This is a genomic window from Agromyces sp. NPDC058064 (genome assembly GCF_042885275.1).
GTDB lineage: Bacteria > Actinomycetota > Actinomycetes > Actinomycetales > Microbacteriaceae > Agromyces.
On the sequence record NZ_JBHVSE010000001.1, the window covers coordinates 482,111 to 504,143 of the forward strand.

The following is a 22,033-nucleotide window of genomic DNA, read 5'->3' on the forward strand; positions in this document are numbered from 1 at the left end:
GTGCGCTCTGCCAAGGTGTAACGCATGCTTGTTCGATCTCCCATTAGTCGGCGCGCGCCGCTGCCGGCAGACTTCTCCCGACTGTGGCTCGCCCAGGGAGCCGGCGTCGCCGCCGCCCAGGTCGCCGAGCTCGCGCTGCCGCTGCTCGCGGTGCTCGTGCTGAACGCCTCGGCGCTCGAGCTCGGGCTGCTCGGCGTCGCGCGGTGGCTGCCCTTCCTGCTGCTCGCCCTCCCCCTCGGTGTGCTCGTCGACCGGCACCGGCGGCGTCCGATGATCGTCACGGCCGACTGGGGGCGCGCCGCGCTCACCGTCGCGATCATCGTGGCCGCGATCGGCGGCCTGCTCACGATGCCGGCGCTGCTCGTGCTCGCGACGGCGATCGGATGCTTCACGGTGCTGTTCGAGGTGAGCTACCAGTCGATCGTGCCGAGCGTCGTGCCGCCCTCGGGGCTCGAGCGCGCGAACTCGCGCCTCGCGGCGACGGCCGCGGCCGTGCAGGTCGGCGGCCCGGGTCTCGGCGGCCTGCTCGTGCACCTCCTCTCCGCCCCGTTCGCCCTGCTCGCCACCGCGGTCGGGTACGTCGTCTCGGCGGTGTCGGTCGCCGGCATCCGCGCACCCGAGACGCCGTCGGCCCGGCGCGGCCGGTTCACGACCGAACTCCGCGAGGGGCTGTCGTTCGTGAGGCGCGACGAGTTCCTCGTCGCGAACCTCGGGTTCTCGGCCCTCTACAACCCGTTCAGCCAATGGATCATGGTGCTCTTCGTCCTGCACGCCGTCGACACGCTGGGCTTCGACGCCGCGCAGCTCGGCCTCGTGCTCGCGATCGGCGCCGCGGGTGCGCTCGTCGGCTCGATGCTCGCGGGGCCGGCGACCCGCCGCTTCAGGGCGGGCCCCGTGATCATGTGCTGCGCGATCGCGAACTGCGCGCTGCTCATGCTGATTCCGGTGGTGGATGCCTCGTGGGGCATCCCGCTCGCCGTGCTCGTGCTCGGCTCGGTGTTCGCGGTGAGCGGCGCGGCGTCGGCGATGTCGAGCGTGATCCTGACGACGGTGCGCCAGCTGCGCACCCCCGACCACATGCTGGGGCGGGTGAACGCGAGCATGCGCTGGGTCTCGTTCGGCACGATCGCGTTCGGCGCCGCACTCGGCGGCGTGGTCGGCGAACTCGTCGGCACGCGCCTCGGCCTCGTCTTCGGGGTGGTGCTCACCTTCGCCTCGGTGATCTGGGTGGCCCGGTCCCCGCTGCCGCTGATCGGCGACCCGGCCGAGCTCGCGATCCCCGAGCGGCGCGAGCCCGCGGCGGCGGCCTCCACGTCGGCGTCGGGCGCCCGCTCCTGACCCGCCCGAACCGCGCGCGTCAGCGCCGCGAGCGGATCGGCGCCTCGGGGTCGATCGCCGCGAGCGCCTGCTCGAGCGCCTCGGCGAGCGCGCCCACCCCGTCGGCGCCGACCGGAGCGAACTCCCGGTCGATCGCGGGCAGGTACGCCCTGGCTCCGGCGAGGAACCGGCGGCGACCGTCGGCGGTGAGCACGGCGAACGCCGATCGCCCGTCGTCGGGGTTCACCTCGCGGGCCACGAGGCCCGCGGCGACGAGCTCGTCGACGAGTCGGCTCACCCGGGTGCGGCTGAGCACCACCCGCTCGGCGAGCTGCCCCATCGTCAGCCGGCCACCCGCGTCGTTGAGCTCGAGCAGCACGTCGTACCAGCTGAGCGGCAGCCCTCCCCCGTCGGCGACGGCACGCTCGAGCCGGGGCAGCACGGCCGCGTGCAGGCGCAACAGGGACTCCCAGGCACGTTCGGCATCGCTCGACATGCCTCGACTCTAGCAGTTGCGTGCGTGCGCACACATATGCCAGACTCGCTCACCTCAGTTATGTGCGTCCGCACACACTTGAAAGGATCGAGCTCATGACCACGCTCCTGCACGTCTCCGCCTCGCCGCGCGGCGACGCCTCGCACTCGCTCGAGATCGCCCGGGCATTCGTCGAGTCGTTCGAGGCGACCTCGCCCGCGGCATCCGTCGAGCACTGGGATCTCTGGGACGGTTCGCTGCCCGCCTTCGGCCCCGACGGGGCCGGCGCGAAGATGCGGGTCTTCGCGGGCGACGAGCCCGAGGGCGCCGAGGAGCTCGCATGGCACCGCGCCCGCCTCGCGTTCGAGCGGTTCGCCGCCGCCGACCTCTACCTGTTCAGCCTGCCGATGTGGAACTCGGGCGTGCCGTACATCGCGAAGCAGTTCATCGACGTGGTGAGCCAGCCCGGCTGGGTGTTCGGCTTCGACGGCGAGACCGGTTACTCGGGCCTGCTCGAGGGCAAGCGCGCCGCGGTCGTCTACACGAGCGCGGTCTACGGCGAGGGGCGGCCGCCGGCGTTCGGCGCCGACTTCCAGCAGCCGTTCTTCGACGGCTGGCTGCGCTGGGCGGGCGTCGACGAGATCGACGCGATCGAGTTCCGGCCGAACCTCGCGATCGCCGATGCCGAGCCGGGCCGCCTCGCCGCCCTCGCCGAAGCCCGCCGGCTGGGCGCCGAGTTCGGCCGCGACGGGCGCGCCGCAGCGGCCTGACGGCGACGGGGCGACGCCCACCGTTCGTTCCGGGGGTTCTCCCGATACCGCCCACCCGCGCGCATCCGCTTGGCTCGAGACATGTCTCTCGTCACCTTCCTGCGCGGGTGGGCGGCCGTCGCCGTCGGCTGCCTGCCGCTCTTCGCCCTCATGCTCACGCCCCAGCTCATGCGCAGTCGCGCGGGCAGCGAGTCGCTGCTCATGATCGGGATGCCACTGCTCCTCACCCTGCTCGTCGCCGCGATCGTGCTCGCGCCCGTGCTCAACGCGATGGCGGCACCGCTCGCCGGCCGCTGGGAGCCGCGCACCGCGCTGCGAGCGACGCGCGAGGTGTGGCGCCGTCGCGCCGGGCAGGCGTGGCTGGCGCTCGGCGCCCTCGTGGTCGTCTACGGCGCAGGGCAGGCGATCGGCTACGCCGCCGGAGAGGCGGTGCCCTACGTGCACGACAACCCGGCGAGCGCGACCGACCCGTCGGCGCCGCTGTGGATCATCGACTACCCCGCGTACGCGCTGCAGGCGATCGTGCTCTACGCGTTCACGACGCTCGCGATCGCGATCTACGCGGCACGGCTGCGCGCGCTGGCCGCCGGGCTGGCCCGGCCCGCGACCGAAGAGGTGTCGAGCCCCACCTTCGCCGGTTGAGGAGCGAGCGACGAAGGAGCACGCGTCTCGAAACCTCGTGAGCCGGTCTCGAGACTCGGTCGCCGGGAATCTGCTCGGGCTGTGCCAGTTCCGCCTCATCGTGAGGGGAACTGGCACAGCCTGAACGGGGACCGTCGCCGGGTCTCGATACGCGTCGTCGCTGCGCGCCGGCGCTACTCGACCACCGGGGCTCCTCGATCGTCGCGGCTCCACTCGACCCGGGGCTCCTCGATCGTCGAGGCCCTACTCGACCACCGGGGCTCCTCGATCGTCGAGGCCCTACTCGGCCGCGGGTGCCGGCGGCACGTACACGGCGAGGCGCTCGCGCAGCGAGCCGGCGTGCAGCTCGAAGAGGTGCCCGTCGTCGTCGTAGAAGTAGATCGATTCCCCCTCGCCCTCGACGCGCGAGCGCGGCGGGCGGAGGTCGAGGCCGAGCTCGGCGACCGTCGCGCGGAGCCCGGGCAGGTCGGCCCGCTCGACCTGGAACGCGACGTGGTTGTAGCTGCGCGGCAGCCCGCCGTCGCCGAGCATCGTCGCCACCCAGGTCGCCGCTTCGCCCTCGCCGACGAGGAAGAAGCGCTCCTCCGAGAGCGAGAACGTGTCGCTGCCGCTGTCGTAGACGCGCACCGCGCCGAGCACGGCGGTGAGGATGCGTTCCATGCGGTCGAGGTCGCGCACGATGAAGGTCACATGGCTGAGGCCGCTGCTGGTCACCGCGTCAGACTACCCGCGGCCCACGGCCGCACGGCTCGGCGCACCGCGGCCAATAGGCTGAACGCGGTCGACGTCGGGAGAGACATGCTGGTGAGCTGGGCTGCGGTATTCGCGGTGGCGCTCGTCGAGCTCGGGATGGCCCTGACGCCCGGCCCGAACATGGTGCACCTGGCGGCGCGCTCGATCAGCCAGGGCACCCGTGCCGGGCTGGTCGCGCTGTCGGGCACGGCGGTCGGCTTCGTGGTCTATCTCGCGGCCGCGGCCTTCGGCCTCGCGGCGCTGTTCGCGGCGGTGCCCGCAGCGTTCCTCGTGGTGAAGATCGCCGGGGCGGTCTACCTCGGCTGGCTCGCCTGGCAGATGCTGCGGCCGGGCGGCCGATCGGCGTTCGACCCGGCCGAGGTCGCCCCGATCCGGCCCGCGCGGCTGTTCGGCATGGGCCTCGTCACGAACCTCCTGAACCCCAAGATCGCGCTGCTCTACGCGGCGATCCTGCCGCAGTTCATCGACGCCTCGCAGCCGGTGTGGCCCCAGTTCCTCGTGCTCGGCGCCGTGCAGATCGTCGTCGGCGTCACCGTGAACGGGCTCGTCGTCCTGAGCGCCGGCCGGCTCGCCGGCTTCCTGCGGGCGCGGCCCCTGGCGATGCGACTGCAGCGGTGGGTGTCGGGCACCGTGCTGGCCGGCTTCGCCGTCAAGCTCGCGGTCGAGCGGCAGCCCGCCGCCTGACGGAGCCGCCCGACGGAGCCGCCTGACGGCCCGCCCGGCGAGATTCGGTGCTGGCCCGGGTGAGCGCACGCCCGCGCCGCACTAGCCTGAGCGCGCCCGAGCGAGCGTCAGGGGGCTGCGCATGACCGAGTACACCGACATCAGCGAGGTGTCGAGGGGGCTCTTCGTCTTCATCCCGGGGCTGCCGCCGCGCACCCTGAAGGCGCGGGCCCCGTGGCAGACGCTGGTCGACCGCCTGCGCAACGACCTCGAGCCGACGTGGCGGGTGGAGGTGTTCGAGCACGAGCTCACGGCCACCTCGCGCGAGGACCTCGACGACGTCGTGCGGCGGCTCGCCGCGCAGTTGCGCGACTGGACGGGCGAGCTCTCGACCGACGTCGAGCCGCCCGACGGCATCATCCTCGCGGGGCACAGCTTCGGAGGCATCCTCGCGCGGGCCGCCTACCTGCTCGACGCCCAGGTGCCCGACGCGGCGAAGCCCGACGGCGCCGGGGCCGACCCGACGACGACCGACGACACGAAGACCGGCACGGTGGCCGCAGCAGCGACCCACGCCGCCGCCCGCGACGCGACGCACCCGTGGACCGGGCTCGTGAAGCGCATCGTGCTGCTCGGCAGCCCGAACTCGGGGTACCGCGTCAACGCCCGCAAGACTCCCCTGCGCTGGCGGCTCGCCTACGCGCTCGCCACCCCGTTCTTCGACTTCACCTTCGAGAAGGTGATGGCGGGCGGCTACTGGATCACCGACCTGCGCCTGCGGTGGCTCGAGGCGTTCCGGTCGACGAGCGATCGGCCACGGGTCATCCAGATTCTCGGCACTTCGGACCCCCTCGTGACGCACACCGACGTGATCGACCAGAAGTTCATGCCGCACGCGAAGGTCTACGAGATCCCGAACGCCGACCATGTCGGGCTGATCGACGTCGACGCGGCGCGCGATCCGAACCGTCGCTACCGGCAGCTGAAGGACGCCATCCTCGGCCGGCCCGACGAGACCGTCGACGACGAGCGACCCCGCACCCCCGGCGCGACGGCGTTCGTCCTGCACGGCATCCGTGCCTCGGCGCTCGGCACCTGGGTCGAAGACCTGGGCGCCGACTTCGCCGAGGCGACGAAGCAGGTGGAGGGCGAGGAGACCCTCGTCATCAACCCCGACACCGGGTACTTCAGCGCGCTGGAGTTCGCGCTGCCGGGCACGCGTCGTCGCAAGGTGCACGAGTTCCTACGGCTCTACGGCGAGGCGTATGCGACGCGCGATCCCGAGCGGTTCGTCTTCGCGGGCCACTCGAACGGCACGTACATGATGGCGCAGTCGCTCGATCGCGTGCCCTCGATGCGGTTCAGGCGCATCTACCTCGCCGGCACGGTGCTGCCGCGGAGCTACGACTGGCAGCGCGTGTTCGAGAACGAGCAGATCGGCCATCGCGGCGACCGGTGGGAGGCGGGCGAGGTGCGCATCGACCGCGCCACCCGGGACGTGCCCGTGGGTATCCTCTGCTCGTGGCTGCGCGGACTCGGCAGCGCCGACGTCGGCACCGCCGGGGTCGACGGCTTCGAGAACATCTCGGGGCGTGCGATCGACCAGCAGCGACGGGTGCCGGGCGGCCACGGCGCGGCGCTCAAGCACGCCGAGCAGCTGCGGGAGATCGCGGGCTACCTCACCCAGGAGTCGGTCGCGGTGGATCGCGCGTCGCGACGCGCATCGGCCGCGACCACGACCGCGCCGTCGTCGGGCACGCAGACCACCGCAGCAGCGAAGGCGGCACCGCGGATGACTCCCGCAACCGCCGCGCCCGCGGACGGGCCCGCAACCGCCGCGCCCGAATCGCCCGACGCGCCCGGCACTGAGAAGCCTGGGCCGAGGCTCGGCGAGCGCCTCTTCAACGGCGCGAGCCGCTTCGTCGGGCTGCGCCCCATCGCGTGGATCCTGCTGCTCGGGCTCGCCGCCCTCGCCGCGATCGGGCTCGTCAAGCTCGGCCGGGCGAAGGGCCCGAAGGTCGCGATCGGCACTGGAGCCGCCGCGGGCGTCGGCTTCTGGGCGCTCCTGCGCTCGATCTGACTCGCGAGCGAGCCCGAGGCAAGAGACCTCGGAACAGCCCTCCAGCGTCTGCGAGCTGGGGGGGGGTTCGCGGCCGGAGCGGGTGTGGTCATGTGGCCATGTGGTCGCGCAACCTGTGGTCAAGTGGCCATGTGGTCGCGCGACGTGTGGTCATGTGGTCGCGTGGTCGCGTCGCCGGCCCGGACCCGCCCCGCCACGCCCGGCCCCGCCGAGCATGCGCGGGATCGCTGCGGCCGAGGCGCTGATCCGAGACGGTGCCGTCACGGCCCGGTCGTGCAGGTCTCGAATCCGCTCGTCGCCTCCGAGAGCAGCGTGCCGCCGATGCCGATGCCTCCGTTGCTCGGCGCGCTCAGCGGGTTGAAGTTGTTCACGTGGTTCTCGACGGCCGGCGTCGCGGTCTGCCCCAGCGCCAGCCCCTCGATGCCGAAGTCGTTCACGGAGGGGTCGGAAGAGGTCTTCGCGAGGTCGATCCCGGGCATGGTCGGCCCGAACACCGAGCTGCCCGCCGTCTTGTTGCCGGCGATCGCCAGGCACAGCTCTGACGCGGTGTCGATCGGCCGCCCCGACTGCGCGAAGATGCCCGAGAAGTCGCCACCGGTCGGCGCACTCACGGTGTTGTTCTTCACCTGCGCCACGACGTCGCCGGCGCCGAGCGCGCGCACCGCCACACCCGACCCGCTCGTCTGGCTCACGGTGTTTTCCAGGACCTGCGCCGTGAGCGAGGCCCCGACGCCGTTGAGCGAGTCGGCGCGCGCCTCGATGCCCGGGCACCCGGCACCGTTGTCCGCCTCGATCACGTTGGCGTTGATCTGCGCCGCCACGTCGGCTGCGCCGCTCGCCGAGACGATGATCGCCCGGCAGTCGACGTGCCGGATCGGGGCGCCGACGCTGGCGCCGTTGCCCGACACCTGGAAGTTGCCCTGCGCGGCGCCGGACACGTCGATGGCCGCGAACGCATCGGGCTGGTGGCCGAACCCTCCTGTGCCGCCGTCCATGCTGTTGGCGTTCACGGCGACGACCTTCGCCAGATCACCCGGTGCGCCGAGCGTCGACGGCACGGCGCCGAAGGTGTTGCCGCCGATCACCTGGATTCCGTTCCCGGCACGGAAGCCCGAGATGGTGTTCGCCACGATGGTCGCCGAGTTGATCGCGGCCGCACCGGTCGAGCTGCCGGTCGCCGACACGACGATGGCCGAGCCGGGCGTGAGCTCGTCACCGGCGTCGGAGATGCGGTTGCCTCCGATCGACGCCGACGAGATGGTGCCGGCCCGGTTCGCGATCGAGATACCGGATGCCTCGTTCAGCTCGAGCACGCTGTTCGTGATCTGGACGGCTCCCGTGAGGTTGGTGAGGTTCGCCGAGTCGAACGCGATGCCATCTTCGCCGTCGGCGTCGCCCGCCCCGGTGATGGTGCCGGAGACGAACGAGAACCCGGCGACACCGGTGCCCACGACACCGTTGCCGGCGCTGTTCTCGATGCGCATGTTGCGGAGCGAGACATCCGCGGTGTTGGTGAGGTCGATCGCATTGCCCGTGGCGGCCGAGATCGTGCCGCCCGAGGCATCCCCGCCCTGTACCGTGCTGCCGGCGCCCGTGACGTGCAGGCCGCCCTCCGTGCCCGTGCCGGCCAGCCTAATGCCCGAGGGGGCCCCGTTCGAGGAGATGCGCTCGAACGTGACGTCGTCGGCCCCGATACCGGTCAGCGCGATCGAGAGCGCAGTACCGGTCGTGCTCGTGAGCCGGTTGCCCGTGCCGGTGACGACGACGGTTCCTGAGAGGGCGACGTCGAGGGGTACCCCGCTCGTCGTCGCGACATCGAGGCCGCCGCCGGTGATCGAGAGACGGTGCCCGCCGGAGGAGGCGAACTTGACGCCGGGATAGACGCCCGTCTCGAGATGCTTCGACGCCCCCGAGAGCACGGTGGCGCCGCCGGTGTTGTTCTCGACGATGACGCCGCCGCCCGCGTCGCTGCCGTCGGTGATCGACCCCGAGAGCGTGACGGTGCCGCCAGTGCGGTTCTGGATGTCGACACTCGTGGTCGCGGGTCCGTCGGTGATCGAGCCGCCGTACGAGATGTCGCCGCTGCCGCCGCGCACCCGGAACGGGGTGAGCCCGCTGGGCCCCGCGGAGAGCTCACCGGCCGCCGCCGAGAACGTGCCCGTGCCGATCTGGTCGATGTTGATGCCGTACACGCTGCTCTTCGTCGACGTCACATTGTCGAACGAGAGCGACGAACCCGCCGACGCGCCGACGTGCACCGCCGGCCCGTTGGTCGCGGAGATGCTCGCGTTCGCGCTCGCCGGCACGGTCACCGGACCGGTCAGGTTGAGGCTGAACCCCGCCTGGCTCGCGTCCTTCGTGCTGATGAAGAGATCGCCGAACGCGACGGCGCCCGTCGTCTGCTGCAGGTTGACGCCGCCGCCGTTCGACACACCGGTGACGAAGACCCGGTCGATCTGGCTGCCTTCGAGGTTGGACAGCCGCGCGAGGAATCCCCACCCGGTCCCCCGGGTCTGGATCTTCACGCTGGCCGCCGGGTCGAACACGACCTTCTCAGTGGAGTCGACGAACACTCCGAAGCCGGCGACGTCGACGTCGAGGTCGCCGATCCGGCTCGTGCCGGTCACGCCCTGCAGCGCCAGCCCGATGCCACCGGAGACGTCGTCGACGATGCGCACGTCGTCGACGGTCACGTCACCGGCCGGATCGCCGACGATGTCGACGACGCCGATGCCGCCGCCCGCGGTGACGGGGTGCACCTCGAGCCCGGCGACGCGGTTGCCGACGCCGAGTCCGACGACGTACGTGCCCGAGTCCATGGTGATCGTCGGCCGCTTCGCCGGGTCGCCGTGGTGCAGGGTGCGGCCGTCGACCACGAGATCGGATGCCTCGCCGATGAGTTGCTGGTCGTCGTCGAGCGCGATCGCGATCGAGTATCCGGTCGTGGTGCCGTCGCCCTTGAAGACGAAGATGTCGTCGCCCGCGCTGCTCGCCGTCGCGGCCTGCGCGATCGTGTCGAACGGCGCGGTGGAGGTGCCGACGTCGCCGTCGGCCGAGTTGTCGACGTACCAGACGCAACCGGTGATGCCGATGATCACCGTGCCGACGTCGGTGAGCGGGGCCACGTCGCCCTGGTCGGTGACGGTGTAGTCGAAGCTGTCGATCCCGATGTCGCATCCGGCCGGCGGCGAGTAGATGATGTCGCCGTCGGCCTCGATCACGACGCTCCCGCCGAACTGAGTCGTGAACGTTCCGGGCACGAGCGCGAGCACCGTGCCGGGGTCGGCGTCGGTGTCGCCGAAGAGCACGCTGCCCGACACCACACGATGCGGGCCGGCGACGGTCGGGGCGCCGTCGGTCGGGTCGTCGATCACGAAGGTCGTGTTGCCGATCGCCGCGTCGCGCCCCTCGAAGGAGTCGTCGTCGGCGATCGGGGCGTCGGCGACGCACGTCACCGCGACCGAGACCTGCGCGTTCGCGCCGCCCGGGGTGAGGGTGTAGCTGAACACGTCGGGCGCATCACCGGGCGGGGTGTTGCAGTACCCCGTGTGGGGCTCGTAGGTGAGCCCGGTGCCGCCGCCCGTGATGACGACCGTGCCGTGCGCGGGCTGCCCGACGCTCGTGATGCTGCGTGGCCCGCCGTCGGCATCGGGGTCGTTCGCCAGCACGTCGATCGCCGTGGCGGAGGCATCCTCGCTGATCGTGACCTCGTCGTCGACGGCGTCGGGCAGGTCGTCGACGCAGGTGACGGTCACCTTCACCGTCGTGGTCGATCCACCGGGTGCGAGCGTGTAGGTGAACTCGTCGGTCGTGGTGCCGGGCGGGTCGTTGCAGTACGCGGGGTCGGGTTCGTAGGTGACGGATGCCTCGTCGCCGGCGATCTCGACCGTGCCGTGTGCGGCGTCGCCGACCTGGTCGATCGAGATCGGTCCGCCGTCGGGGTCGGTGTCGTTGGCGAGCACGTCGATGGTGGTGGGCCCGCTGTCCTCCTCGACCGTCGCGGTGTCGGCGACCGCGGTCGGCGGCACGTCCTCGACGACGTCGGCCACGTGGATCGTGAACACCTCCTCGCGGCTGCCTCCATACCCGTCGGTGCCGCGCACCCGGATCGAGTAGCTCTGCTTCGCCTCGTAGTCGAAGCTCGCGGCGGTCTTCAGGGTCGAGCCGGTGATGGTGAACGAGGCGTTGTCGTCGCTGCCGGCGCCGCTCACGAGCGCGAACGCGGGCGTCGCCGCGGGGTCGCCGTCGACGAGGCCGAGGGTGCCGACGACGGTGCCGGCGGGTTCGTTCTCGAGCACGTCGTCGTTCGAGAGCGTGAGGTCGCTCGGGTTCTGGTTGCCGATCACGTACCGACGCTCACCGCTGAGGCATGCGGTCGACGAGCTCACCCGGCGCAGCACGCCCGAGCTCGGGGCGCAGAAGTACGCGACCTGGCCGGTCGTACTCGGCACGACGAGCATCGTGCCCGCCGGCTTCGTTCCGGTGCACGACTTCGCCGAGGTGAAGCGGCGCACCGATCCCTCGGGTTGGATGCAGAGCGTGGTCGGGCCGGGCCAGATTGCCACCGCCGTCTCCTGCTTCTGCCGGCAGTCGCCCGGGCTCGCGGCCGCGCGCAGCAGGCCGTTCGACTTCTGTGCGCAGGCGTAGCGCAGCTGCGTCTCGCTGTCGACGGCGAAGGCGACCGACGGGGTCGCCAGCGCGAGGATCATCGCGACGACGCTGAACAGCACGAACGCGAGCCGGATCGCCGGGGCGATCGGGTGGGTCGCTTCGGCAGTGCGCGGGTGAGACGCAGTGGACATGGAGCCCTCCTCGGGCGGCACCATCGCCGTCGATCCGCGACCGTCGGGCTCGGCGCGGAACTGACCCAACACTCGACCCGTCGCGCCCGATCCGCCAGCCCCGCGAACGGGGAGCCCACGAACGGGGGTGCCGGGTCGTTGTGCGCGGCGCCCGACCGGAGGATGCTGAGATCATGACCGATCGTGAGGATTTCTTGATTTGGCTGCAGCGCGACTTCGTGCGGGCCGAGCGGGCGATGTTCGACGGCGACGCCGGTCCGCGCCGGGCGATCTGGGCCGAGCAGGAGCCGGTCACCGTGCTCGGAGCCTGGCGCAACGTGTCGAACCACGCCGAGCTCGTCGAGGCGTTCGACGAGCTCTCGACGAGCTTCTCGAACTGCGCCGACTACGAGTTCGACCTGATCTCGTTCGAGGTGCTCGGCAACATGGCCTACACCGTGGGTTACGAACGCGTCGCCGCCTCGATCGACGGCGAGCCGCGCAGCTTCACGCTGCGCGCCACCCAGGTCTATCGCCGCAACGGCGACGGCTGGCGGGTCGTGCACCGTCATGCCGACCGGGTCGGGTAGCCGGGGTCGATCGTGACCACCACGGTGGAGGCCGACTACCTCGTGGTCGGCGCCGGCGCCATGGGCATGGCGTTCACCGACGCCCTCATCGACCACGCCGACGACGTACGGGTCGCGCTCGTCGACCGGCGCCACAGCGTCGGCGGGCACTGGCTCGAGGCCTACCCGTTCGTGCGCCTGCACCAGGCCTCCGCCCTCTACGGCGTGCCCTCGACCCTGCTCGGCGGCGGTCGCGTGCAGCACCGCGGGCCCGAGGCCGGGCTGCAGGAGCGGGCGACGAAGTCGGAGATCTGCGCGTACTTCGAGCGCGTGCTGGCCGACCGCATGCTCGAATCGGGCCGCGTCGAGTTCTTCCCGGGCTGCGAATACCTCGGCGACCATACCTTCGTGTCGCGGGTCTCGGGCGAGCAGTTCAGCGTGCCCGAGCACTGCCGCGTCGTCGACGCGCACTACCTCGCCCCGCGCGTGCCCGCCGAGGTGCCCCCGCCGTTCGAGGTCGACGACGACGCCCGGGTGATCCCGGTCAACGAGCTCGCGCACCTCGAGGAGGCGCCGAACCGGTACGTGATCGCCGGGTCTGGCAAGACCGCGACCGACGCGATCGTGTGGCTGCTCGGCCGCGGCGTCGACGCGGGCGACATCACCTGGGTGCGCCCCCGAGACCCGTGGATGGTGAACCGGGCCGCCCAGCAGCCGCTGCCCGAGGTGTTCCTCGGCATGGTCGCCGACATCATGGAGTCGGCCGACGACTCGGAGTCGCTCGAGCAGCTGTTCCTCCGGTTGGAGGAGGCCGGGGTCATGCTGCGCATCGACCGCTCGGTGATGCCCACCATGGCGAAGGCGCCCACGCTCGGCACGTGGGAGCTCGAACTGCTGCGCACGGTCGACGACGTCGTGCGGCTCGGCCACATCCGGCGGGCGGCGCGGGGGCGGCTCGACTTCGCCGGCGACTCGGTCGCGATCACCGACGACGCCCTCGTCGTGCACTGCGCCGGCTCCGGGCTCATGTACCGGCCGCTCGTGCCGATCTGGTCGCCCGGCGCGATCACGCTCCAGCCGATCCGCGCGGGATTCCCATCGTTCGGCGGCGCGATCGCGGGCTACGTCGAGGCGACCCGCGACGACGACGAGGTCAAGAACCGGCTGGCCCCGCCGTCGCCCTACCCCGACTCGATGGCGGCGTGGGCGCGCATGATCGCCGTCGGCGGCCGCAACGCGGCGGCGTTCGGGGCGGAGCGCGACATCGCCGAGTGGGCCTCGACGGTGGCGACGAACCCGGCCCGCATCCCGCCCGGAACGCCCCGCTCAACGCAGCTCGACTCGGTGCTCGAGCGGCTGAAGGCCCACACGAAGACCGGCACCGCCCGTCTCGAGCAGCTCAGCACCGCCGGCTGAGTCGCCCTCCGGTGGTCGAGGAGCGCCCGACCCCGCCTGGTGGTCGAGTAGCGCCCGACGAAGGAGGACGCGTATCGAGACCCGGCGACCCGGCCTCGAGACCCTTGCCGCATCCCACCCACCGTCCGATACTCAAGACATGCGTCGTCTCGGGGCCCTACCGCCCGAACGTCGCCGGGGGGCGGGGTTCGTGCTCGCCGTGGCCGCGGCGGTCACGGGCCTGTCGGGGTGCGCGCTGCTGCCGGCGGCGATCGACGCCGACGCCCACGCCTTCGCGCGCGGCGAGGTGGCCGAGCTCTCGCGCGGGCTGTACGGCGAGGGATCCGACACCACGATCGAGCACTACGCCCGCGAGGCCGACGAGGCGCTGGCCGAGCACGCCTGGCCGGTGCTCATCGGCTACGAGGCGTACGCCGACGACGAGAGCGAGGCCGCGCCCGTCGGCCGGCTGGAGTTCCGCGTGGTCGTGCCGAGCGAGGGCTACGGCACCGACGATCACGTCGCGTGCTTCTGGTCGGAGTTCGACCTCTACGGCGTCGTGCCAGACCCGACCGCGAGCGACGCCGCGATCGCCCACGACCTCGACTGCCCGCCCGACGCGCAGCCGATCGACCCGCCGGTCGACACCGACCCCGTGCACGTCGTGCCCGACGGCGCCGAGGCGCTCGTCGTCGAGGTGCTCACCGGGGCACCGGCGAACGCGACGGCCGACGACCTCGTCGCCGAGGTGACCGAGCGGATGCCCCGGCCCACCGGCCCCTACGACGTGGCGTTCGAACCCGCCGCGGTCGTCGTCGACGGCGAGATCGGCTTCGCGATGGGCTCGGGCCATTCGTGCCTGCTCGTGAAGCGCACCGCGGCCGGCGTCGAGGTCGTGCACGCCCCGTCGATCCTGCTCGAACCGGGCGAGCTCGGCTGCCGACCCGAGACCGCCCTGCTGCCCGCCGACCAACTCCAGTCGCCGCACTGACGCAGCACTCGCGTCAGGCGATCGGGAGACCGCCACCCGAACTGGGGCGCTGACGCACCTCGTGGCATCGTCGCGGCGGCGACACAATGTGCGCATGGACACGATCCAGACCTCGGACGCCCAGACGGAGCCCGACACGTCTCGCGCACGGACGTCATTGGCGACTGGGATCTTCGCCGCGGCGGTGTATCTCGTGGCGAACCCGCTCATCTACTTGTTGCCGCTGACCGACTGGCTGCCGCCGGGGCCGTCCTCGGGCATGTTCGCGTATCTCACGCTGCCGATGCTGCTCTGCCTCGCATCGGCCGTGCTCGGAGTGGTCGCGATCATCACCGGCAGGGCGGCGCTGCGTCGGCCGACAGCGCGGGCATACGCCGGCGCGGGCATCGCCCTCGGCGTCGCCTCGCTCGCGCAGTCCGTCATCTACCTCGTACTGCTCGTGCTCGACTTCGCCGCTATGTGACCACCCCGCCGGTCGAGTAGCGACCGACGAATGAGCACCATCGGCGGTCACGTAGCGCCCGACGAAAGTGGAAGCGTATCGAGACCCGGTGACCAGGTCTCGATACGCTCCTTCGTCGCTACTCGACCACCGGTGGGCCGAGACGGGGTTACGCCGCGAGCGGCATCACCCCGGCGACGCCCACGACGAACTCCCCGTCGCGCACGTCGACCCGCACCGCTCCCCCGTCGCCCAGCGCACCGCTCACGAACAGGTCGCTGATGCGGTCGTCGATCTCGCGCTGGATGACCCGGCGCAGCGGCCGCGCACCGTACTCGGGCTCGGACCCGCGCTCGGCGAGCAGCGCCACCGCGGCATCGCTCGCCTCGAAGCCGACCTCGCGCGCCGCGAGCCGGTGCTCGGTGGCGCCGAGCATCAGGCGAACGATCTGCGCGAGCTGCGGCTGGTCGAGCTTCTGGAACAGCACGATCTCGTCGATGCGGTTCAGGAACTCGGGCCGCATGGCCTCGCGCACCTTGCCCATGACGCGCTGGCGCACGTCGTCGGCCGACGCGAAGCCCGAGGCATCCGAGCCTGCGACGAAGCCGAGCGCACCCGACCGCGACGCGAGGAACTCGCTGCCGAGGTTCGACGTCATCACGATGACCGTGTTGCGGAAGTCGACCGTGCGGCCCTGGCCGTCGGTGAGGCGTCCGTCGTCGAGCACCTGGAGCAGCAGGTTGAACACGTCGGGGTGCGCCTTCTCGATCTCGTCGAAGAGCACGATCGAGTACGGGTTGCGCCGCACGCGCTCGGTGAGCTGGCCGGCCTCGTCGTAGCCGACGTATCCGGGAGGGGCGCCGACGAGTCGCGAGACGGTGTGGCGTTCGCCGAACTCCGACATGTCGAAGCGAATGACGGATGCCTCGTCGTCGAACAGGCTCGCCGCGAGGGCCCGCGCCAGCTCGGTCTTGCCGACGCCCGTCGGCCCGAGGAAGAGGAACGACCCGACCGGTCGACGCGCGTCGCCCATGCCGGTGCGGCTGCGGCGCACGGCCTTCGCGACGGCGGTGACCGCGTCGTCCTGGCCGATGACGCGCGCGTGCAGTTCGCCCTCGAGGTCGCCGAGGCGCTCGCGCTCGGTCTCGGTGAGGCGGTTCACCGGGATGCCGGTGGCCCGCGAGATCACGCCCGCGATCTCGGCCTCGCCGATGACCGAGGCGTCGGATGCCGCGGCGCGACCCTGCTCGGTCGCCTCGTCGAGCTTCGACTGCACCTTCGACATCTCGTCGCGCAGGCGCGACGCCTCCTCGTAGTGCTCGGCCGCGACGGCCGCGTTCTTCTCCGCTTCGAGCTCGGCGAGGCGCGCCTGCAGCGCGGAGACATCCACCTTCACGCCGAGCTTCAGGCGCAGCCGCGCCCCCGCCTGGTCGATGAGGTCGATCGCCTTGTCGGGCAGCACGCGGTCGCTGAGGTAGCGGTCGCTGAGCTCGACCGCGGCGCGCAGCGCGGCGTCGGTGTAGCTGACGCCGTGGTGCTGCTCGTACGCGGGCTTGAGTCCGTGGAGGATCTGCACGGCGTCCTCGATCGACGGCTCGCCGACGCGCACCGGCTGGAAGCGGCGCTCGAGCGCCGGGTCCTTCTCGATCTTGCGGTACTCGTTGAGCGTGGTCGCACCGACGAGGTGCAGCTCGCCCCGCGCGAGGCGCGGCTTGAGGATGTTGCCCGCGTCCATTCCGCCGTCGCCCGCACCACCGGCGCCGACGACCGTGTGCACCTCGTCGATGAAGACGATGAGCTCGCCCGTATTGGCGGCGATCTCCTCCATCGTCTTGGTGAGGCGCTCCTCGAAGTCGCCGCGGTAGCGGGTGCCGGCGAGCATGCCGGGCATGTCGAGCGCGATGACGCGCTTGCCGAGCAGGGCCTCGGGCACGTTCTCCTCGACGATCGCGCGGGCGAGGCCCTCGACGATCGCCGTCTTGCCGACGCCGGCCTCGCCGACGAGCACGGGGTTGTTCTTCGTGCGGCGCGACAGGATCTCGATGGTCTGCTCGATCTCGTCGGCGCGCCCGATCACCGGGTCGAGCTCGCCGTTCGCGGCCCGCTCGGTGAGGTCCATGCCGAACTTGTCGAGCATCGGCGTCTCGGACTCTGCTTCCGTCGGTCGAGTAGGCGCGCCAGCGCCGTATCGAGACCCGTCTTGGTCCTCGGTCTGTCCCTCGAAGTCCTCACGCATCCCCTGCGTCAGCGCCTCAGCCGTCACCCCAGCCCGAGCCAATACCTGCCCGGCAGGCGCATCCTGCCCCAGCACCAACGCGAAGAACAGGTGCTCCGGATCGATGTACGTCGCACCCGACGACCGCGCCACCTGGTAGCTGTGGAACAGCGCGCGGCTCGCCGACGGCGTGATCGTCGCAGCATTGATGTCGGCGATCTCGGATGCCGCGGGCAGACGCGCCTCGGTCGCGGTGATGATCCGCTCGGGGCTCGCCCCGATGCGGCGGATCGCCTGCTGCACGCTCTCGTCCTCGACGATCACGCGCAGGATGTGCAGGGCGTCGAGCTCGGTCTGCCCGCGCTCGAGGGCGAACCGCCCCGCCTGCTGAAGAATGCTCTGGGTACGCGCGGTAAGGAACCGGCTGAGGTCGATCGACCGCGCCTGTCGCGCCTGCTCACCCGCGAGGTATCGGGCGAGGAACTCGTCGAACGAGCTCGCGCCTGCCTCGTTGAAGTCGTTGGGCACCTGGCCTCCTGGTTGAAGTTGAGTGTGGTTCGCTCAAGTTCAACGCCCAGGAGACGTCTGTATTCCCGTGCAACAGGCCGTGCGCAATGGTCCCTTGCCTCGAAGGGCTAATCTCTCGCGGAGGGCCTACGCTCGCGGCATCCAGTACGTCGCGGCGTACAGCCTGAACACCGACTGCCCCAGGAGAAGGACCTGATAGGAAGTGAGGGCAATAGACACGGCTTCGATCGAGGTTCTGAGCGTGTCAAGATTCCCCGGGAGGTCGATTCCGGTCGCGAACGCACCAAGGGTGGCGGGTATCGCAAGCTGGAGTACCGCTAGACCCGTCGCAAGAATCCCAACTAACACGGTCCAGAAGAGTTGCGTCGTCAGCCGGTAGACGTGCCAACGCTCGTCCGTTTTTGAGAACTTCGGGTCATTCTTCAGGTTGATAGCGCGAGGCCAAAAGAACATTGCCATAGTCACGCTCAGTGCCGTAAACACGGCATTGGCGGCGAGTACTGCGGCACCAGGGTCACCCGTCCCAGCCTCGTCTCCAGCGAGCGAGGCGGACGTTGCGTAGATCCCTCCCACGATCGCTGCGGCGAGCAGCCAAAACAACTGGAGCCATGCGATTCCGGGCTTGGCGATTGCTGGAGGGGCCTCGGAAAAGAACTGCTCTCGAACGATCTGGAGGAGCGATACTCCATTCATCTGTCCCAGCCCTTCTACGTGAGGGTGGACAGTATCTCAGCGCCCACCGACGCGTTGATTGGGAGTCGCTGTTGAGCGTCCTGCAGAAACTCAGCGCAGGCTTCGGCGAACTCGCGGTCGGTGGGCCGATACGCGCTTGTGGCCCCAGCATTCGCACCGAACGGGTAGATGAGCGTGGGTGCGGAATCGTCGACAGCGACCCCGAACGAACGTTGGCGGCCTCCTCTCGTCTTGAACGCGACGGTTGCCGTCCACCCATTGTTCATCGCTTGCCCACCGGTAACCCCCGAATCTTCAACGAGGGGGGCATTCGACAGGAAGCCGAACACGGTCGCACGGTCTGGCCCATCGTTACCAATCAGTCGATTCAACGTAAGGCTGCCGCGCGGCTTCACCACGATTCTCACATCCGCGTGAACTCCATTCACCTCGATCGCTTGCGTCGAAGCTCCGGGTCGCTTTGGCGCGTCGAATCTCAGCTCCTGTACCTGAACTTGGTTCGCCCAGGCAGTAACAGCGGACCACTCCGCAACCGGGCCGAGCTTCACTGTAAGGTCGCCGAATCGGGAACGAATCGCATTCACCAGGTGACCTTGAAGTGTGCTAAACGCGGTGGCCAGACTCGCGCGCTCGTTCAGCCAGTAAGCCTCATGACCATCGGGCGGGTATACAAACATCGAGCGAACGACCGTCTCGTTCGACTCGTCAGCTTCGAATGGGACTTGATTCCCATTTCGCTGATGAAGCGTGCCCGCGATACCCGAACGACCGACACCAAACTCGACCAACGTGAAGTTGGCATATGGGTACAGGGTGCGGACGCGAAGAGTCCTGGAGTCATCATCGTCGCCGTCCAGCGGGACGAGGCTCGGACCCTCGAGTCTGGCCAGCGCACCGTCTATTACTTCACGAAGCGTGCCGCCCGAGCCGTCAACGTCCCCGATTGGCCTTCGTTCGCCCCCGCGCTGGTACCTCGGATGCAGCCAAAGGGCGTAGGGAGCCATCGTGTACGTCGCCAATTCATTGGTTCCTTTCGTTATCTCTGACGATATGGGGCAATCCGGCAGCAGCCTCTGGCGACACGACCCCAAATTGGGGGTGGTGCGGTACTCCTACTTTGTCTCCTCTACGCGCCATTGACGCACCCCGCCCACCGGCGTAGACCTGAGGCAGCCCGAGAAGGAGGTGCCGTCATGGCGAAGGATCTCTTGGTCACCCTCGAGGATCAGCCCGGCGAGGGGGCCCGACTCGGCGAAGCGCTCGGCAATGCAGGCGTCAACATCGAGGGCCTCTGCGCGCTCATGGAGGGCGGGCGGGGCGCCGTCCACATCCTCGTCGAAGACGTCGCGGGCGCCAGGGCCGCGCTCGAGAAGGCCGGTATCGCGGTCGATGCCGAGACCGACGTCATCGTCAGTCCGGCGCTGCCCGAGCCCGACCTGGACACGCCAGGCGTGTTCGGTGGGATGGCTCGCGCCCTCGCCGAGGCGGGAATCAACATCTCGCTCGTCTACGTGGCATCCCGAAACCGGGTCGTGCTCGCGACGGATGACAACCAGCAGGCCACACGGCTGCTGCAGTCGATGATGTAGCGACGGGCAAAAGCCCCGATCAGACCTCGACCGCGATCCCGTCGACGAGCCAGACGGCGCGGTCGTGCACCGACGCCGCCGACGCATCGAGCGCATCCCGCAGCCCCTGCTCGCCGTCGACGAAGTGCGACCAGCCGTCGTAGTGCGCGAACGTCGCGACGCGCGGCGCGGCGATGCCGACGAGCTCGACGGCCTGACGACCGGTCATCGTGAACCGCAGCGGTCCCGTCGCGCCGAAGCGCACCCCGCCGACGTTGGCGAGCATCACGTCGATCGGCAGCTCCTCGGCGGCCCGGCGCAGCGGGGCGAAGAGCACCGTGTCGCCGGTGATCCAGATCGCGATCAGTTCTTCGCCCTGTCGACGCACGGCGAACCCGATGACGTCGCCGACGATGGGGCGCGTCAGGGGCGGCCCGTGCCGGCACGGCGTCGCGGTGATCACGAGCGTCGGCAGGCCGGGGCGCGGGCCGGGCAGCGTGACCGTCTCTCCCGCTTCGAGCCCGTGCAGCCGCTCGGCGGACACCGCGCCACCGGGCCCGCCCGTCGCGAGGCGGCGGGCGCCGCTCGCCGTGGTGACGACGGCGCCGACCGCGGGCAGCATCGCGCGGCCCGCGTCGTCGAGGTTGTCGGCGTGGTGGTCGTGGCTGACGAGGGCGACGTCGATCGGTCCGAGCTCGTCGACCCCGACCGCCGGGTCGGCCGTCTTCGTCGATCCGGTGCCCCAGCCGAACGAGTACTGCCGACCCGCAGGGTCGAACGTGGGGTCGACGAGCAGGCGCCATCCGTCGAGCTCGACGAGCACGGTCGGGCCGCCGATGCGCGTCAGCCTCATGCAGCCACATCCTTCATGCCGCCACGCCCCCTCATGCCCGAAGCCGGTGATTCCGCGATGGCAAACACCGTAGTGGAGCGCTCTCATCGGCCGCTAGACCGAGCTGATGCGGCGGTGTGCGGGCCCAGCTCGACACTCGGAGCGGGGCTCGCGCGAGGCATCCCCTTCGCCGGATTCAGCGGGCGTGCTGCCACGCCTGCTTCGCCCAGCCGATCAGCTCGCGGTCGACGTCCTTGACCAGCCGAAGCTCGACGTGATGCATCCATGTCGCTGTCGTCGGATGCGCGATCTCCTTGAACCGCTCCGATTCCAGCCGGTGCGGCAGCGCGATCGACACCACCACGGGCACGCCTGAGGCGAGGTACTGCTTCGGCGCCCAGGCGTAGGCGAACCCGCGTCGGGCGCGCAGCGCGACCTGGCTCTTCGAGACGCGCACCGACACCCCGTCGAGACGCACCAACGGTCGGGCGAACGCACGATAGATCGCGCGCGCCTTCTCGTCATGGGCGAAGAACTGCTCGCCCTCGACCGGCTCGCTCATGACGACCACGATATGACCCGCTGCCACCGGCCGCCGCACAGGCGTCGCCTCGTAGGCTGGGAGCGTGCCCCGACTCCACGCAGAACCCGATCGCACCAAGTGGGTGCCCGTCACCGACTCCCTCGGTTTCCGCGGCCGCCGCGCCCGCAAGCAGGCGATCGGCATGCTCCTGTCGCAGGCGAAGGGGCCGAACGCCGAGCCCGCGAAGCGCGGCGGCGGCTTCAGCGCCTGGGCGATGAGTCAGGCCGTGCCGTTCCTGATGCGCAAGGCGGCGGGGCGCGTGCTCGTCTGGGTCTGGAAGGCGGAGCCCGACCTGCTCGTCGTGATGGCCCAGGTGCAGACGGCGACCCCCGACATCCGCATCGCGCGGGCCTCGATGCCGATCGAATACGACGACACCGAAGAGTTCCGCGGCACCTACCTCGGCATGGGCGAGAAGCTCGTCATGCCGCTGCCGCCGGCCGGCCGGCCGCCGTTCGCCACCTACACGTGGGATCTCGGCACGCACCTCGTGACCGTCACGGCCGTCTGCAGCGACCGCGAGCGATTCGGCACCGTCATCGGTGCGATCGATGACCTCGCCCGAGACATCCGCATCGTCGACGACCTCACCGTCGGCGAATCGGCGCCCGTGCTGCGTATCGACCCCGCCTGACGCTGGGTCCTCCACGGCGGCCGGGCTGACTTCTGGCCCGTCCCGCCGCCGCCGCATGCCACTTTCGTCCTGGATGCCGGTCCCGCTAGCTTTGCGAGAGGT

General features: G+C 70.7%; 19 protein-coding genes. 11 read left to right on the top strand and 8 right to left on the bottom strand.

The genetic code is table 11. The annotated features are described in order from the left end of the window. Window positions 1-24 precede the first annotated feature (24 nt). Entirely contained in the window at window positions 25-1,338 is a 1,314-nt protein-coding gene (locus ACFVSL_RS02235) for an MFS transporter (protein WP_386938106.1), read from the top strand. 19 nt (window positions 1,339-1,357) lie between these two features. Here the strand turns inward: ACFVSL_RS02235 and ACFVSL_RS02240 are convergent, their stop codons facing one another. Beyond that, window positions 1,358-1,813, bottom strand: a complete 456-nt coding sequence (locus ACFVSL_RS02240) for a MarR family winged helix-turn-helix transcriptional regulator (RefSeq protein ID WP_386938107.1) — start codon at window positions 1,811-1,813, stop codon at window positions 1,358-1,360. Between the two features lie 95 nt (window positions 1,814-1,908). Between ACFVSL_RS02240 and ACFVSL_RS02245 the strand changes: the two genes are divergently transcribed. Next, window positions 1,909-2,562 (top strand): FMN-dependent NADH-azoreductase, encoded by a 654-nt coding sequence (locus tag ACFVSL_RS02245; RefSeq protein WP_386938108.1) that lies wholly within the window; start codon window positions 1,909-1,911, stop codon window positions 2,560-2,562. Window positions 2,563-2,643: 81 nt separating this feature from the next. Continuing rightward, window positions 2,644-3,204 carry a hypothetical protein gene (locus ACFVSL_RS02250; protein WP_386938109.1) on the top strand — a complete coding sequence of 187 codons (561 nt, stop codon included), beginning with the start codon at window positions 2,644-2,646 and terminating at the stop codon, window positions 3,202-3,204. A 279-nt stretch (window positions 3,205-3,483) separates the two neighbouring features. On the opposite strand, the gene fosX is transcribed toward ACFVSL_RS02250, so the two are convergent. Then, window positions 3,484-3,918: a FosX/FosE/FosI family fosfomycin resistance hydrolase gene (gene fosX, locus ACFVSL_RS02255; RefSeq protein WP_386938112.1), complete on the bottom strand. Its 435-nt coding sequence runs from the start codon at window positions 3,916-3,918 to the stop codon at window positions 3,484-3,486. 84 nt (window positions 3,919-4,002) lie between these two features. Between fosX and ACFVSL_RS02260 the strand changes: the two genes are divergently transcribed. Both ACFVSL_RS02260 and ACFVSL_RS02265 read left to right on the top strand, forming a co-directional pair. Then, window positions 4,003-4,641 carry a LysE family translocator gene (locus tag ACFVSL_RS02260; RefSeq protein ID WP_386938114.1) on the top strand — a complete coding sequence of 213 codons (639 nt, stop codon included), beginning with the start codon at window positions 4,003-4,005 and terminating at the stop codon, window positions 4,639-4,641. 121 nt (window positions 4,642-4,762) lie between these two features. Continuing rightward, a complete protein-coding gene (locus ACFVSL_RS02265) occupies window positions 4,763-6,700 on the top strand; it encodes an alpha/beta fold hydrolase (RefSeq protein WP_386938115.1) in 1,938 nt (645 codons plus the stop codon). 260 nt (window positions 6,701-6,960) lie between these two features. On the opposite strand, the gene ACFVSL_RS02270 is transcribed toward ACFVSL_RS02265, so the two are convergent. Then, window positions 6,961-11,502 (bottom strand): beta strand repeat-containing protein, encoded by a 4,542-nt coding sequence (locus ACFVSL_RS02270; RefSeq protein ID WP_386938116.1) that lies wholly within the window; start codon window positions 11,500-11,502, stop codon window positions 6,961-6,963. Between the two features lie 173 nt (window positions 11,503-11,675). On the opposite strand from ACFVSL_RS02270, the gene ACFVSL_RS02275 reads away from it, so the two are divergent. The 4 genes from ACFVSL_RS02275 to ACFVSL_RS02290 all read left to right on the top strand — a co-directional run bounded on the left by ACFVSL_RS02275 (window position 11,676) and on the right by ACFVSL_RS02290 (window position 14,899). Beyond that, window positions 11,676-12,071, top strand: a complete 396-nt coding sequence (locus tag ACFVSL_RS02275; protein WP_386938118.1) for a YybH family protein — start codon at window positions 11,676-11,678, stop codon at window positions 12,069-12,071. 12 nt (window positions 12,072-12,083) lie between these two features. Further along, complete coding sequence (locus ACFVSL_RS02280; RefSeq protein WP_386938120.1) at window positions 12,084-13,466, top strand: NAD(P)-binding protein; 1,383 nt, start codon at window positions 12,084-12,086, stop codon at window positions 13,464-13,466. A 139-nt stretch (window positions 13,467-13,605) separates the two neighbouring features. Next, window positions 13,606-14,436, top strand: coding sequence for a hypothetical protein (locus tag ACFVSL_RS02285; protein ID WP_386938122.1), 831 nt, complete (start codon window positions 13,606-13,608; stop codon window positions 14,434-14,436). A gap of 94 nt (window positions 14,437-14,530) precedes the next feature. Then, window positions 14,531-14,899: a hypothetical protein gene (locus ACFVSL_RS02290; RefSeq protein WP_386938123.1), complete on the top strand. Its 369-nt coding sequence runs from the start codon at window positions 14,531-14,533 to the stop codon at window positions 14,897-14,899. A gap of 148 nt (window positions 14,900-15,047) precedes the next feature. Here ACFVSL_RS02290 and ACFVSL_RS02295 read toward each other — a convergent pair whose 3' ends face one another. The 3 genes from ACFVSL_RS02295 to ACFVSL_RS02305 form a co-directional block, all read right to left on the bottom strand. Beyond that, window positions 15,048-17,621, bottom strand: coding sequence for an ATP-dependent Clp protease ATP-binding subunit (locus tag ACFVSL_RS02295; protein ID WP_386938125.1), 2,574 nt, complete (start codon window positions 17,619-17,621; stop codon window positions 15,048-15,050). 126 nt (window positions 17,622-17,747) lie between these two features. Continuing rightward, window positions 17,748-18,314, bottom strand: coding sequence for a hypothetical protein (locus ACFVSL_RS02300; RefSeq protein WP_386938127.1), 567 nt, complete (start codon window positions 18,312-18,314; stop codon window positions 17,748-17,750). A gap of 14 nt (window positions 18,315-18,328) precedes the next feature. Next, window positions 18,329-19,333, bottom strand: a complete 1,005-nt coding sequence (locus ACFVSL_RS02305; RefSeq protein WP_386938129.1) for a hypothetical protein — start codon at window positions 19,331-19,333, stop codon at window positions 18,329-18,331. Between the two features lie 174 nt (window positions 19,334-19,507). Between ACFVSL_RS02305 and ACFVSL_RS02310 the strand changes: the two genes are divergently transcribed. Further along, a complete protein-coding gene (locus ACFVSL_RS02310) occupies window positions 19,508-19,903 on the top strand; it encodes a hypothetical protein (protein WP_386938131.1) in 396 nt (131 codons plus the stop codon). 19 nt (window positions 19,904-19,922) lie between these two features. Here ACFVSL_RS02310 and ACFVSL_RS02315 read toward each other — a convergent pair whose 3' ends face one another. Then, window positions 19,923-20,735 (bottom strand): MBL fold metallo-hydrolase, encoded by an 813-nt coding sequence (locus ACFVSL_RS02315; RefSeq protein ID WP_386938133.1) that lies wholly within the window; start codon window positions 20,733-20,735, stop codon window positions 19,923-19,925. A gap of 175 nt (window positions 20,736-20,910) precedes the next feature. Continuing rightward, window positions 20,911-21,276, bottom strand: coding sequence for a DUF5655 domain-containing protein (locus ACFVSL_RS02320; RefSeq protein ID WP_386938135.1), 366 nt, complete (start codon window positions 21,274-21,276; stop codon window positions 20,911-20,913). Window positions 21,277-21,340: 64 nt separating this feature from the next. On the opposite strand from ACFVSL_RS02320, the gene ACFVSL_RS02325 reads away from it, so the two are divergent. After that, on the top strand, window positions 21,341-21,931 hold the full coding sequence (locus ACFVSL_RS02325; RefSeq protein ID WP_386938137.1) for a hypothetical protein: 591 nt from the start codon (window positions 21,341-21,343) through the stop codon (window positions 21,929-21,931). Window positions 21,932-22,033: the final 102 nt, after the last annotated feature.